Annotated in this window: 9 protein-coding genes; 7 read left to right on the forward strand and 2 right to left on the reverse strand. The window is 70.2% G+C overall.

All coding sequences use genetic code 11. The features are described 5' to 3' along the window. Positions 1 to 87: 87 nt before the first annotated feature. Both HC031_RS20105 and ddaH read right to left on the reverse strand, forming a co-directional pair. Positions 88 to 4,290 (reverse strand): Pls/PosA family non-ribosomal peptide synthetase, encoded by a 4,203-nt coding sequence (locus HC031_RS20105; protein ID WP_205862994.1) that lies wholly within the window; start codon positions 4,288 to 4,290, stop codon positions 88 to 90. Between the two features lie 304 nt (positions 4,291 to 4,594). Next, entirely contained in the window at positions 4,595 to 5,398 is an 804-nt protein-coding gene (ddaH, locus tag HC031_RS20110) for a dimethylargininase (RefSeq protein WP_167926911.1), read from the reverse strand. Positions 5,399 to 6,428: 1,030 nt separating this feature from the next. On the opposite strand from ddaH, the gene HC031_RS34445 reads away from it, so the two are divergent. From HC031_RS34445 to HC031_RS20145, 7 genes are all read left to right on the forward strand, one after another. After that, on the forward strand, positions 6,429 to 7,037 hold the full coding sequence (locus HC031_RS34445) for a LuxR C-terminal-related transcriptional regulator (protein ID WP_167926912.1): 609 nt from the start codon (positions 6,429 to 6,431) through the stop codon (positions 7,035 to 7,037). A 38-nt stretch (positions 7,038 to 7,075) separates the two neighbouring features. After that, positions 7,076 to 7,765: an ABC transporter ATP-binding protein gene (locus HC031_RS20120; RefSeq protein ID WP_167926913.1), complete on the forward strand. Its 690-nt coding sequence runs from the start codon at positions 7,076 to 7,078 to the stop codon at positions 7,763 to 7,765. After that, the gene (locus HC031_RS20125) at positions 7,755 to 8,474 is read left to right on the forward strand and encodes an ABC transporter ATP-binding protein (RefSeq protein ID WP_167926914.1); all 720 of its coding nucleotides are present in this window, start codon (positions 7,755 to 7,757) and stop codon (positions 8,472 to 8,474) included. Before HC031_RS20120 ends, HC031_RS20125 begins: the two co-directional genes overlap by 11 nt. Continuing rightward, positions 8,474 to 11,137 (forward strand): ABC transporter permease, encoded by a 2,664-nt coding sequence (locus HC031_RS20130; RefSeq protein WP_167926915.1) that lies wholly within the window; start codon positions 8,474 to 8,476, stop codon positions 11,135 to 11,137. The genes HC031_RS20125 and HC031_RS20130 overlap by 1 nt, the downstream gene beginning before the upstream one ends. 186 nt (positions 11,138 to 11,323) lie before the next feature. Further along, positions 11,324 to 12,586: an inorganic phosphate transporter gene (locus HC031_RS20135; protein WP_167926916.1), complete on the forward strand. Its 1,263-nt coding sequence runs from the start codon at positions 11,324 to 11,326 to the stop codon at positions 12,584 to 12,586. Positions 12,587 to 12,684: 98 nt separating this feature from the next. After that, on the forward strand, positions 12,685 to 13,257 hold the full coding sequence (locus HC031_RS20140; RefSeq protein WP_167926917.1) for an HD domain-containing protein: 573 nt from the start codon (positions 12,685 to 12,687) through the stop codon (positions 13,255 to 13,257). A gap of 141 nt (positions 13,258 to 13,398) precedes the next feature. Continuing rightward, positions 13,399 to 14,247 carry an alkaline phosphatase family protein gene (locus HC031_RS20145; RefSeq protein ID WP_167926918.1) on the forward strand — a complete coding sequence of 283 codons (849 nt, stop codon included), beginning with the start codon at positions 13,399 to 13,401 and terminating at the stop codon, positions 14,245 to 14,247. Positions 14,248 to 14,390: the final 143 nt, after the last annotated feature.

Genomic DNA, 14,390 nt, shown 5'->3' on the forward strand with positions numbered 1-14,390 from the left:
CGTCCCACGTGGGACGCTCCGGGCCGGGCGGGACGGACGCCGACCGCCAGCGGCGTCACCGGGCGCCGGCGAGGCCGGCCGATGACCTCACTGTCGCTCGGGTACGGCGGACTTGCGCGTGGATGCGGCGGACTTGCGCGTGGATCCGGCGGCCCTGCGCACCCGTTCGCGCGGCAGCGAGTGCCGGGGTGGGGCGGCGGCGCCGGACGCGGCGACGACCGACGGCGCCGGCCGTGCGAGCGTGGCCGTGGGCAGGCCCACGCGCGCGGTCTCCGGAGCGGGCCTGGCCGGGTTTCCGCCCCACCGCGCGTGCGCCGGTACCTCCTCGCCCTTCATGAGGAAGGAGTCGGCATCGAGCAGTACGCCGTCGCCCATCGTCACGCCGTAGTGGACGAAGGCGCTGACGCCCAACGTGCAACCGTCGCCGATCGTGGTGCGATCCGACTTGAACGTGCCGTCTTCGAGCGAGTGACACTGGATCATGGTGGTGCTGTTGAGCGTGCAGTCGCGCCCGATGGTGACGAGCGTCTTCTCCGGTATGCCACATCCGTCGTCGAAGAGCCTGGCGCCGACCCGGACGCCGAGCGTCCGCAGGATCAGCCCCTTGAACGGGGTACCGTTCAACATCACGAAGTCGCCGGCCAACAGCTTCCAGATACGTTCGTGCCGCCAGAAGTACGGGTCGTAGATCGAGCAGAACCGCGGGGTCAGGGACCGGAACCCGGTGGCGGCGCGCTCGATCAGGATCGAGTACCCGGTGCCGAACACGACGATGGTCGCCATGGCCGTCGCGACCCACACGTCGCCGAACTGGTCTTCGAGGTGGTCCGCGGCAACCAGCGCGATCAGCATCGTGACGTAGAACTGGATCCAGCGCAGGAACAGGAACAGCCCCATGGTGGCGATGTTGTATCTGTTCTTGGCGGACAGGCGGCGGCGGAACTCGTCGCCGCTCTTGAGGTGGTCGAAGCTGCTGTCGCGCTGGACCGACCGCGGAATCTCGAAGGGCGGTGAGCCGAGCAGCCCGACGTCTCGACGGATCTTCCCGTCGATCGGGACCATCGTCTTCGTCCCGAGCAGGCAGTTGTCACCCAGCTTGGCGGCCGCGGGGTAGACGATGACGTTGCCGAAGAAGCTGTTCGAGCTGACCGCCACCGGCGTGGCCCGGAAGGACGTGCTGGAGAATTCGGCGTTCATCAGGGACAGCCCGTCGGAGACCATCGTCCCGGTGCCGATGGTGCTCAGGTACGGCGACTCGTGCCGCTGCGAGGACCCGAAGTTCGACCCCGTCTGCACCAACCCGGGCATGCGGTACCCGAGCGCGCGCAGGTAGTGGACGATGTAGGAGCTGTCGCCGAACAGGGTCATGTAGACGTCGGTGTTGGTCAGGCGCGAGATCGTGCGCTGGAGCCAGTAGTGGAAGCCGTACAGGGGATAGACCTTGCCCGGCTTGATCCCCAGGTTGAGCACGCGCGGCACGGTGAGCACGGCGACGAGTCCGATGAACAGGCCGCCGAAGAACACCACGAAGGAGACGGCCAGCAGGCCGAGGTAGAACCCCCAGCCCGCGAGGTCCACCTCGTCGGAGTCCACGAGCCGGCTGAGCATCGGAAGCCGGGCCACCAGTCCGTTGAGGACGAGGAGCGCCACCGGTACGGCCAGCACGAGCCGGTTCAGCAACTGCATCGTGCCGTAGCAGAACCTCCGCAGGGTGCCACACCTGGCCGGTGCCACGGTCCGGTAGTCCACCTCGGCCGGCTGCGCCGGCGACCCGTGCCAGCGCTGGCCGGCGGGTACGGCCTGCGAGCTGTACAGGGCGGAGGCGTGTCCGAGCTGGGCGCCGTCGCCCATGGAGACCCCGATGTCAAGGACCGTGTTCTCACCGATCAGCACGTCCTTGCCGAGGGTGACCGGGCCGGTCTCGATCAGGCCGTCACGAGCCCGGTAGCAGCTGAAGTTCGACTCCTTGCGGATGACGGTGCCCGCGCCGATGGTGAGCAGGTCGGTGCAGACCGGCATGCTCGTCGAGAAGATCGTCACCCCCGGGCCGATCTTCGCGCCCAGCGCCCGCAGGTAGAGCACGTAGATCGGCGAGCCGACGAACGTCCTCAGGGGGCTCGCGCGGATCAGCGACTTCACCAGCCAGAACCGCAGGTACCTCAGGCTCCAGATGGGGATCTCCTGAGTTTTCCACCGGCCGACGAGGGTCCACTTCGCCACGATCGGCAACACGCACAGGGCCAGGAAGGCCAGCTCGGTGACGACCACCGACCGCAGGTAACTACTGGTCAGATCGTCGGCGTCCCAGATCCACTGGAACGCCGCGACCACCCCGACCGCGCTGACATAGGCAGCCACGAGGAACAGCAGCAGCTGCAGCGCCCCGCAGAGCAGGTACCGCGGCGTGCTGACCCGCGTCAGCGGCCGACGGGGGGCCGGGGCCGCCGACGCGGCGGCCGGCGCCGCGTCGCCGAGCGCCGCGGCGAGGCTGGAGATCGTGGGGTGCAGGTAGACGTCTCTGATCGACACCGGCGGTAGCTCGGGCCGCTCCCGGACCCGGGCACAGAAGTGCGCCATCAGCAGCGAGTTGGCGCCGAGATCGTCGAAGAAGTGACTGTCGATCGACACCAGCTCGACGCGCAGCACCTGGGCCAGCGCGTCGGCGAGCAGCTTCTCGGTCCTGTTGGTGGGAGCCACGTAGGCGCGCAGAGCGCCGATGCTGCGCGGACCCTTGGGCGGGGGCAGGCTCTTGCGGTCGGCCTTGCCGCTGGGCAACATCGGGACGACCGCGAGCGGTTCGAGGTACGCGGGGACCATGTACGCCGGCAGGTGGGCGCGCAGCTCGTCGTAGATCCGTTTCTGGTCCACGCTCGCGGTGCCGGCGCTCAGGCTGTAGTACCCGACCAGCTCCACCATCCCGGCCGTCGGCTCGTACGTGTCGACCACCGCCTGCGCGATCCCCGGCACCTGCGCCAGGACCGACTCGATCTCCGTCAGCTCGACGCGGTACCCCCTGATCTTGACCTGCGTGTCGGCGCGGCCGTGGTACTCGATCTCACCGTTGTCGAGTAGCCGCCCGAGGTCGCCGGTGCGGTACAGGCGGCCACCGCCGGGCGCCAGCGGGTGCGTGACGAACCGGTCAGCGGTGAGGTCGGGGCGGCCCACGTACCCGCGCGCCACTCCCGGGCCGCCGATGCAGATCTCGCCCACCGCGCCGGCCGGCACCGGGGCCAGGTCGTCGTCGAGCAGGACGACCTCGTACGTGGGAAGTGGCCGGCCGATCGTCACCGGGCGGCCGGCCCGCAGCTCGCCCCAGGTCGCGGTGACGGTGGCCTCGGTCGGGCCGTAGGTGTTCAGGATGCGTCGGCCCGGCGCGCTCCAGCGCTCGACGAGCTCGGCCGGGCACGCCTCCCCGCCGACGATCAGGGTCCGGACCTTCGGCAGGTCGCGGGGGACGGTCGACAGCAGCGTGGGTACGCAGTAGAAGACCGTGACGCCCGTGTCGTCGAGGAAGTCGGCCAGCTCGGAACCGAGCCGCCGCGAGTCGGTCGGCCCGACCACGAGCGTCGCTCCCACCGCGAAGGTGGGCCAGATCTCCTCCATGGAGAAGTCGAAGGAGATGGTCATGCCCTGGTAGACGCGATCGGTCGGGCGGACGTCGTACACGTCGGGCACGACGCTGATGAAGTTGCAGATGCTCGACTGTGCGACCTCGACACCCTTCGGTCGGCCGCTGGAGCCCGACGTGTAGATCACGTAGCAGGGCGGGTCGCCGTCCTCGTCGATCCTCGGGCGCGTCGCGGGGCACCTGGTCAGGGCCGCGCCGAGCCGGTCGAGGCTGAGGACCGGACAGGCCAGGTCGACCGTGACCGCGGCGAGCTCCGTCGTCGAGATCAGGAGATCGAGTCCGGCATCGTCCACGATGTACCCGACCCGGTCGCGCGGAGATCCGGCGTCGATCGGCACGAAGGCGGCACCGGTCTTGAGCACCGCAAGCAGCGAGACGTACGTCTGTGCCGACCGGTGCAGGACGATGCCGACGCGGTTGCCGCGTCCGATGCCCAGCCCGATCAGGAGGTGCGCGAGCCGGTTGGCCCGCTCGTCCAGTTCCCGGTACGTCATGCGCCGACCGGCGTCCTCCAGCGCGACCTTGTCCGGCATGCGGTCGCAGGTCGCCTCGAAGAAGTGGTGGAGGCGGCCGGCGCGGCGCGGGCCGGGTGGGCGGTGGGAGATCGTCTTCGCCGGGCGCGCGGGCGCCGCACCGGGACGCACCGCCCGCTGGCTGCTCAACGGTTTCGACCTCTGCCGAGGTGCGCCCGCCACTCGTCGATGGCTCGCGCCTTTGGCGGCGGGCAGGGAAGTAGGGCTCGTTGGATCGGTCATGGAAAGGTAGTCCTCCGCACCGGTTGCGGTAGGCGCGCGGGCAGGCGGCAGCGACAGCCGGCCGGCGGATACGCGGGCAGGCTGATGTCGCCGCCTACGCCTTCGCGCGCGCGGCATATGGGGTTTCGCCTGGGGGATCAGCGGATCGGTACCAGAACCCTGGGAGCGCGGGTCCACGTCTCGCATCAGCGAACCGGGCACCGACCTCTTGTCATCTGAGCTCCAGCGTGCAGCACTTGACCGCGCCACCCGCCTTCAGCAGTTCGGAGACGTCGACGCCGGTCACCTCGAAGCCGCGGCTGCGCAGTTCGGCCACCAGGTGCCTGGCGGCCTGCGGCAGGACGACGTGGCGACCGTCGGAGACCGCGTTGATCCCGAGTACGGCCGCGTCGTCGTCGGTCGCGACGATCGCGTCCGGGTACAACTGGCGCAGCAACTTCTGGCTGCCCGGTGAGAACGCCGGCGGGTAGTACATGATCTCGTTGTCGTCGAGCACCGCGAGCGCGGTGTCGAGGTGGTAGAAGCGCTCGTCGACCAGCACGAGGCTGATCACCGGCAGCCCGAAGATCTCCTGGGCCTCGCCGTGCGCGCCGCGGTCGGTCCGGAACCCGGCGCCCGCCAGAATCCTCGGGCCGGCCACCACGAAGTCGCCCTCCCCTTCGTTGATCAGCACCGGCTCACGCACGTCGGCGTAGCCGTGGTGGTGGAACCACGTGCGGTACGCCGCGGCTTCGTCGGCCCGCTCCGCATGCCGGAACCGGGCCAGCAGAACGCTGCCGTCCACAACGGTCGCCGCGTTGGCGGTGAACACCATGTCCGGCAGGCCGGGCACCGGCTCGATCGTCTCGACCGCGTGGCCGTGCGCCAGATAGGTATCACGAAGTCGTTCCCACTGCGCCATGGCGATGGCACGGTCCACCGGTTTCGCCGGGTCCATCCATGGGTTGATGGAGTAGGCCACATCGAAGTAGGCCGGTGGACACATCAGGTAACGTCGTCGGGTCGCGGTTCGCATTCACGTCCTCACTCGTAGATCCGATGTGCGCAATCGCTGGGCTTACCGACAACGCCGAGCGCGGGGCTCGGCGAGAAGCGGGAGCCCCGGCGAACGGAAATGAACCGCCAGCACCCTCGCAGCCGGCCGGAATCGCTACAGAGATCAAAGATCAAACGGTCTACACCTTGGTCACCGATCTCCCCTGGTTGTCGACTACATCATCAGATCCACGATTGGCGGCGCGACCGGCAACCGCCACCACGTCCGACCACACAACCGATGATTCGTTGCGTACCGGCCGGGAATATCCAGCGTGTCCGCTTCTCTTACGCACACCGCTTTCCGCCCGACATTCGCGCCGAATGCTTCTCCCGCTTCGACGCCACGATGCCACTCCGCACGAGGCCGCCCCACATAGCAGTTGTCACTGCCTGCGTGTGCGTTCCTCATGACCGCCGGCCTCGATTTCACGAGGGCGGAGCGCGCGGACCCACCCCGCCGTTCCGGCATGACGCGCGACGGACGGATCGGCCGTTAGTCCTACGTGGATATTCAGCCACTCCCCGGACGGGCAATTCGTGCCGCCTTCCCACTGACACGGGCCGGGCTCGACAACGCCCGGACCGGCCGGTCGGAGTTGACGCGTATCGGCCATCGAGTTAACGTCCGGGATACGAACGTCGCCTCCCGCCGATGACCACCAATCATCCCGACCGTTGGCACATTCGAATGCGTCGAAACTGCCGGACGAAAACGCCTGGCCACACGGAGCGGGTGAAGATTTCGCCCATCGGCCGAGCCAAGATCTTGCTTGCTCCACCAGTCGCACCGCGCCGCGCAACCTTTCACCCTCACTGAAGAATCTTCACTCTCGCTGAAGAATCGACGTGAATCGAGGTAATTCAGCAACCGTGAACGAATTTCACGAAGACTCCATCACGTCACCATGGCGTGGATAGCCCCCGCGACATCATCCCCCGCGTTCGTCGACGACACCGGGCACCGCGTCGCGGAGCGAACCGCTCGGGACTCTCTCCCGGGGTCCGCCGTGACCAGAGTGCTCATCGTCGAGGACATGCTGCTGACCCGGGGCGCGCTCGTCGCGCTGCTCGCCCGCGAGCCGGACATCGAAGTGGTCGCCGAACTCGGGACGGATGCGCGCCTGGTCGCGCTCGCGGGTGACCTGCGGCCCGACGTCGTCGTGATGAGCGCCGACCAGGTGACGAACGACGTGCTGGCAACCGTCGCAGAGCTGCAGGACACCGTACGGGAGACCGCGATACTGATCCTAGTCGATCCGAGGAAGCCGGTCATCCTGCCCTCCCGCCGGCCCGGCCGCATGCCGAGCTATCTGGTCAAGGACGTGCCGCCCGGGGTGCTCGCGGAGACCATCCGGCGCGTGGCGGGTGGCGAGTGGGTGATGGACCCGCGGGTCGCGGTGGCGGCGATGAGGGGTACCCAATGCAGTCTCACGACTCGTGAGCTGGAGGTCCTCGGCCTGGCTGCCGAGGGCGCGTCGGTCGCGGAGATTGCGCTCCGGCTTCTGCTGGCTCCCGGCACGGTACGCAACCACCTGTCGAAGGCCATCGCGAAGACCGGGGCCCGCAACCGCATCGACGCCATCCGGATCGCCCAGGAGGCAGGGTGGCTCCGGTAGCGCTCAGCGGTTACGCCAACGGTCGACGGGAGAAACGCATGGAGGACACCACGCCCGCGCTCCAGGCTCGCGATCTTCACCAGATCTATCAGGAACGCGAGGTCGAGACCGTCGCGTTGCGCGGCACCGACCTGGTCGTCGAGCCCGCGTCCTGGACGAGCATCATGGGCCCATCGGGCAGTGGCAAGAGCACACTGCTGCACGTCCTGGCCGGGCTCCTCAGGCCCAGCGCCGGCTCAGTGATTGTCGGCGGCAAGGACCTGACGCGACTGGACCCGGGCGAGCGGGCACGCCACCGGCGGCGACACATCGGCGTCGTCATGCAGCGCGACAACCTTCATCCCCTGCTCAACGCCAGGGCCAACGTGGCGCTCCCGCTACGCCTCGACGGACAGCGCCGCCGCCGCGCATACCAGCGCGCCGACCTGCTGCTCGCGGAGGTGGGCCTCGCCGACCGCAGCCGCCACCGCCCCGGCCAGTTGTCCGGCGGCGAGGCGCAGCGGGTCGCCATAGCGACGGCGCTCGCGGCCCGGCCACGCGTCCTCCTTGCCGACGAGCCGACCGGGGAGCTCGACGAGGCCATGACCGAACGAGTGCTGGACCTGCTGGACGATCTGCGGAAGCGGGAATCGCTCGCCATCCTGACCGTGACCCACAACCCCCAGGTGGCACAGCGCGCCGACCGCCGGCTCGTCATGCGCGACGGAAAGGTCGACGATGGCGACTGAACAACCCGCGGTGGAAGCGATCGCGCTGACCCGCCGGTACCGCGCCGGTGGGCAACGGGTGAGCGGCCTGGACCACGTGTCGCTGACCGCGGCGCGCGGCGAGGTCGTCGCCGTGATGGGGCCGAGCGGCTCCGGCAAGAGCACCCTGCTGTACCTGTTGGCCGGCTTGGACGATCCCGACGACGGGTGCGCGTTGATCACCGGCGTGGACTGGCGTTCGGTGCGCGGGCGGGCCCGCGACCGGCTGCGCCTGCACGCCTGCGGCTTCATTCCACAGGGCATGTCCCTGCTTCCACAGGCGACAGCGGCCGAGAACGTGGAGGTGCCGCTGCTGGTGGGCGGGGTCGGGCGTACGGAGCGCCGGGACCGCACGGCCGAGATCCTCGACCGGGTCGGCCTGAGCGACTCGGCGGCCAAGCTGCCCGACCAGCTCTCCGGCGGCCAGCAGCAGCGGATAGCGATCGCCCGGGCGCTCGTGTCCCGGCCGGCCGTCGTCCTGGCCGACGAGCCCACCGGCAGCCTCGACTCCGCCACCGCAGAGGTCGTCACCCGGCTGCTCGTCGGCGCCGCCACCGAGCAGCACGCAGCGGTGGTACTCGTGACCCATGACCCTTCCGTCGCCCAGCTCGCAGATCGCGTCGTAAACCTCCACTCGGGTCACCTGGACCCGGCCGCCCTGGAGGACGACCGTTCCGGAGGTACGAACTGATGCTCTGGCTCCTCGCCCACAGCGTGCGGCGCGCTCCCCGGCGTCTCCTGCTGGCCGCGGTCGGAGTGGCGTTCCCGGTCGCGATGCTCGGGGCCACCCTGCTGTTCGTCGACGGGGCCGTCCGCTCCATGACGTCACACGCCCTCGCACCGGTCCAACTCGAGATGCGCGCCGTCGCCACGTCGGTCAACGTCGACATGGCGCCGGTCGACCGCCGCTTGGCCGCCGTCAGACACGTACGGCAGATCGACCGGTTCGCGGCCGCCGACGTGGTCCTGAGCGCACCGGGCGTGCCCGGGCAGGTGCCCGCGCGCCTGTTCGCGGTCGACGCCAGCTACACCGCTCACCATCCGTGGGTACGGGTGGTGAGCGGGCGGATCGGCGACGGCGCCCTGCTCGGCGAGTCGCTGCGGACCACGGCCGGATTCGGCGCCGCGTCCACCGTCACCATGACCCTTCCCGATGTCGCGGAGGGCACGAAGCCGCCGTCCCTTTCCCTGCCGGTTCGCGGCACCATCGACCTACGCCAGGCCAACCCCTGGTTCGCCGTTCCCGTCGGCGACGCGCAGGGCGACATCGACGAGGTGCCCAAGGCGCTGGTGATCGACTACGCGACGTTCGAGCGCTCGGTACTGCCCGCCCTACGACAGCCGCAGGTCGACCACAGCGACCAGGTGCTCGACCAGGGCAGCGGCGAACTCCCGGCGGCGACCCTCGAAACACACATCACCGTCGACCACGCGTCGTACCCGACCGATCCGGCCCAGGCGCTGCGCTGGTCGAACGGTCTGCGGCGGGTACTCGAACGGCAGTCGCCCGGCGCGGTCGTCGTGGCGGACAACGCCGCCGACGCCCTCACGTCGGCCAAGGAGGACGCCACCAATGCCAAGATCCTCTTTCTCCTGCTGGGCCTTCCCGGCGCGCTGGTGGCCGCCGGGGTCGGCCTGGCGGCGGCCTCAGCGTTGGTGGAGGCGCACCGCAGGGAGGAGGCGCTCCTCCAACTGCGCGGCGCCACCAGCGGCCAGTTGGCCCGGTTCACCGCCGCGCAGGGCGTGCTCGCCGGCGTGATCGGGGCGGCGCTCGGCCTGCTGGTCGCCGCAGCCTCCGTCGACGCGGTGACCGGCCGGCAGGTCTGGCGGGACACCCCTCTCGACAGTCTCGTCACCACGGCGCTCATCGCGGTGGGCGCCGGGTTCCTGACCACCGCGGTCCGGCTCGTCCCCCTCGTACGGGCCGCCCGGCGGCCGGAGATCACCAACCAGCGGCGGCTGCTCGACCGGGGACGCTCGACCGTCTGGACGGGCGTACGCCTCGAACTGGTCCTCATCGCGGTCGCCGGCGCGATCCTCGGCGTCAACGCGTGGACCGGCGGGCTGCGGCAGACCGGACTCGAGGCCCAGGACCTCGCGCTGGCGTTCTACGTTCTCCTCGCCCCGATCGCCCTGTGGCTGGGCTTGACCCTGTTGCTGGTCCGCCTGCTGCGAGGGCTGCTGGTCAGGGCAACCAGCCCGACCCGTCCACGGCCGCTGGCGACCTGGCTGGGCACCGCGCTGCGCTGGTTGGGCCGGCGTCCGGCCCGTACGGGCACCGCCGTCATCCTCGGCGCCCTGGCCGTCGCCTTCGGCACCAACGTGGTCACGTTCGCCGCCACCTACCAGGTGGCCCGGCAGTCGGACACCCTCGCGGCTTTCGGCGCCGACCTGCGCCTGACCTCCACCGCCGTTCCGGCGACGGCCGTGCCCGCGCTCGGCCCGGAGGTCGCCGCGACGACTCCGATCCGCATGGTTCCCAGCCGGCTCGGCAGCGACAGTTTGCCGATCATGGCGATCGACGTGGCTTCCTATCGGGAGACCATCGCGAGCGCTCCGCGGATGGTGACAGGCGAGGGGCTCGACGCGCTGGCCGCCAACCCCACCGCCGTGCTGGTATCCAGCCAGGTCGCCGACGACTTCTCGGTCAGCGTGGGCGACACGCTCAACATCACGATCTTCCCGGACGACCAGAAGCGGCTCCGCAACATCAACCTCACGGTGGCCGGGGTGTACCGCGCCTTCGCGCCGACCGACCCGGCGGTCGGCGTGGTGACCACGTCCACCGCCGTCCAGTCCCCCGCGCCCGCGGACTACTACCTCGCCCGCGTCGCGCCCGGCCTGTCGTCGGTACGGGTGGCCGAGGACGTACGCCGGCAGACCCGTGGGCTCATGATCACCACGCTCGCCCAGCATGTCCAGCAGGAGGAGCGTGGGCTCACCACGCTCGACCTCCGCGGCCTGGGCAGTCTCGAGTCGGTCGCGGCCGCCGTGATCGCCGGGGTGGGTGTGGCGGTCCTGGGTGCGTTCCTCGTTCTCGAACGTCGCCGCGAGTCGGCGATCCTACGCGCCATCGGCGCCACGACCCGGCAGGTGCTGACGGCGCCGGCCGCGGAGGGTGCCATCACCGTGGTCCTCAGCCTGCTCATCGGCGTACCCGTCGGGATCGGCCTCAGCATCGTCTCGATAAAGGTGCTCGGGCTCTTCTTCGTCCTACCGCCCCCGCTGGTCGTCGTCCCCACCACCGCGCTCCTGGGCTTCGGCGCGTTCATGATCGCGGTGTCGGTCCTGGCGTTGGGCGTGACCCTGCGCAGCGTCGCGCGCCAGGATGCGGCTCCCACGTTGCGCGGCTAGCCACCCGGTTCTGGCGATCTTGGACACTTGTGCCGGCTATAGGCGGCACAAGTGTCCAAGATCGCCATGACGTGCGCGACCTACACCGCCGTACACGAGCCGGGCCGCTGCCCGCGCGGCAGCACGTCATCTACTGTTCGTGTTCGGGTCACCGCCGAGCCACCTGCCTCGGGCAGTGCCACCGCCATGGGCGTAGCGACGCTTTCCCTGATCGGTCTGATCGGGCTCGCGGTGCTGTTCGACTACACCAACGGCTTTCACGACGCCGCGAACTCGATCGCCACCGTGGTCGCCACCCGCGTCCTTCGCCCCCGGTGGGCGGTGGCGTGGGCGGCGCTGTTCAACTTCGTCGCGTTCCTGGTCGTCGGCACGGCGGTCGCCAACACGGTCGGGCAGACGGTCAAGTCCGAGTACTTCGGCATGGCCGTCGTGTTCGCCGCGCTGCTCGGCGCGATCTGCTGGAACTACCTGTCCTGGCATCTCGGGCTGCCGACCTCCTCGTCGCACGCGCTCATCGGCGGGCTCGTCGGCGCCGGGCTGGTACGCGGCGGGCCGGACGCGATCAAGGCGGCCAGCGTCCAGAAAGCCGCGCTGTTCATCGTGATCAGTCCGCTCGCCGGCCTGCTGCTCGCCGGTCTGATCATGGTGGTGCTCCGGCTCGTGTTCGCCCGCGCCGATGTCGCGCGCACCGAACGCGGGTTCCGGTGGGCGCAGCTCGCCTCCTCCGCCGCGGTATCCCTGGGCCATGGCGGCAACGACGCCCAGAAGACCATGGGCGTGGTAGCCGCGCTCCTGGTCAGCACCGGTCATCTGCACGCCACCGGGGACAAGCTGCCGATCCCGCTGTGGGTGATGCTGCTGGCCGAGGCCGCCATCGCGGCGGGCACGCTGTCGGGCGGCTGGCGGATCGTCCGCACGATGGGGATGCGCATCACCCGACTGCGGCCGGTCAGCGGCTTCGCCGCCGAAACCGGCGCGGCGATGGCCCTGTTCACCTCCACCGCGATGGGCGCCCCGGTCTCCACCACGCACACCGTCGCCGGGGCCATCACCGGGGTCGGCCTCACCAACCGGGGCACGAGCGCCAACTGGTCCGTCTTCGGCCGCGTCGCCGTCGCCTGGCTGGTGACCATGCCGACCGCCGCGGCGCTGGCGGCCGGCGCCTACTGGCTCGTCACCGGGCCGCCCCGACCGCTCAACCTCGTACTGACCGCGGCGGTCCTGGTGCCCCTGCTCGTCCTGCTGGTACGCGCGGTGCGGCGGGCGCCGACCGCCGCCGACGTCGACCCGGGTACCCGGGCGGTGGCGGTACCGCTGCGGCCCGGCGCGGGCAGCGTCATCGACACCGGCCTGGTGCCCGAGAACGACGAGGTGCGTATGCCGCGACAGCGGGTGGCCCCGGAGCGTCCGGACCTCCGCGCCGGGAGGTCGGTCGGCGAGCCCCTCTGACCGGCGGTCCGCAGGTCAGTCGGGCGCAACGAACGGGTCACCTGATGTTCACCGCCGCGGCCAACGGCTCGTACCGTTGCCCTCCTAGCGTGACGGACATGGATGCCTTGACGCTTCCGGCGCTCGTCCACAACGCGCGGGACCTGGCACAGACCCAGTTGGCCGGGCTTCCCGAACGCTGGCGGCACACGATCGCGGTCGCCCGGCGCGCGGAACAGCTCCTCGGCACGCTCGATGCCGGCGAGGACGACGAGGTCCTCGTCGCCGCGGCGTGGCTGCACGACATCGGCTACGCCGAACCCCTCGTCGACACCGGCTTCCACCCCCTCGACGGCGCCCGCTTCCTCGACCGGCGGCACTGGCCGGCACGAGTGGTCGCCCTCGTCGCCCACCACTCGGGCGCGATCTTCGTCGCCCGGGCGCGGGGCCTGGAGGCCGCGCTCCTGGCGTACCCCCGGGAGCACACCCCGGTGTCGGACGCGCTCACCTACGCCGACCAGACCGTGGGCCCGAGCGGCGAGCGGCTCAGCCTCGAGCAGCGGCTGGCCGAGGCGCTGCACCGCCACGGTCCGCACTCGCCCAACGCGCAGGTCCGTCACGAGCGATCGGCCTACCTCCGTGCGGTGGCCGAACGGGTCGAGCGCCGGCTCGCCGACCGCTCCTCCCCATGAGGCCGGCCCGGCACGCACCGGAGCGTCGCGGGCAATTGGTATCGACGTCGCATGCGGTTACCGCCGCGTCACCGGGCGACTGGGACCGTGACAGGTGTCCGCCGCGGTCGTCCCGCGGAACGCCCTCCGAAGGAGTGCTCCATGCGGATCTCCACAGTCGCCGTCTCCCTCGCCATGAGCCTCGCCAGCGCGCTGGTCGGCGCAGCGGCACCGGCACCGGCAGCGGTCGCCGCCGCAGCGCTGCCCGCGTACGACCACATCCTGGTCGTGGTCGAGGAGAACCACTCGTACAGCGAGGTTGTCGGAAACTCCAGCGCGCCGTACATCACCTCGCTGGCCTCGGGCGGCGCGAACATGACCCAGTCGTTCGCGGTGACCCACCCGAGCGAACCCAACTACCTGGCCCTGTTCTCCGGCTCGACCCAGGGGCTCACCGACGACTCCTGCCCGCACACGTACTCCGCCGAGAACCTGGGCCATCAGCTCATCAACTCGGGCCAGACCTTCAAGGGGTACTCCGAGAGCATGCCGTCCGACGGGTACACCGGCTGCACGTCCGGCCAGTACGCCCGCAAGCACAACCCCTGGGTGGACTTCAGCAACGTGCCGTCGTCGAGCAACCTGCGGTTCGCCGACTTCCCCACCGACTACACCACGCTGCCGAAGATCTCGTTCGTCGTGCCGAACCTGTGCGACGACATGCACGACTGCGGCGTCTCCACCGGCGACACCTGGCTGAAGAACAACCTCGGCGCCTACGCCAGCTGGGCCACGACCCACAACAGCCTGCTCGTGGTGACGTTCGACGAAGACGACCGGAGCGCCAGCAACCGCATCCCCACCGTCTTCTACGGCGCGCACGTCGCGACCGGCAGCTACCCCGAACACATCACCCACTACACGGTCCTGCGCACGCTCGAGAGCCTGACCGGTCTCGGCTGCGTCGCCAACTCGTGCTCCGTCAGCCCCATCAGCGACATCTGGAACTGACCGCGAAACCGCCGCGGCGTGACCACCGGGCCCGGTGGTCACGCCGCGTTCGATGGTTCGAATACCGCATGTTGGCGGGTGTTTCCGCCACGTCGTTCGACCACGCTCGATGCAACCGTCCACCGGGACAGCCCCGAGGCGGC

Origin of the sequence: Planosporangium thailandense (assembly GCF_011947195.1) — a bacterium.
In the GTDB taxonomy this organism is placed as follows: domain Bacteria; phylum Actinomycetota; class Actinomycetes; order Mycobacteriales; family Micromonosporaceae; genus Planosporangium; species Planosporangium thailandense.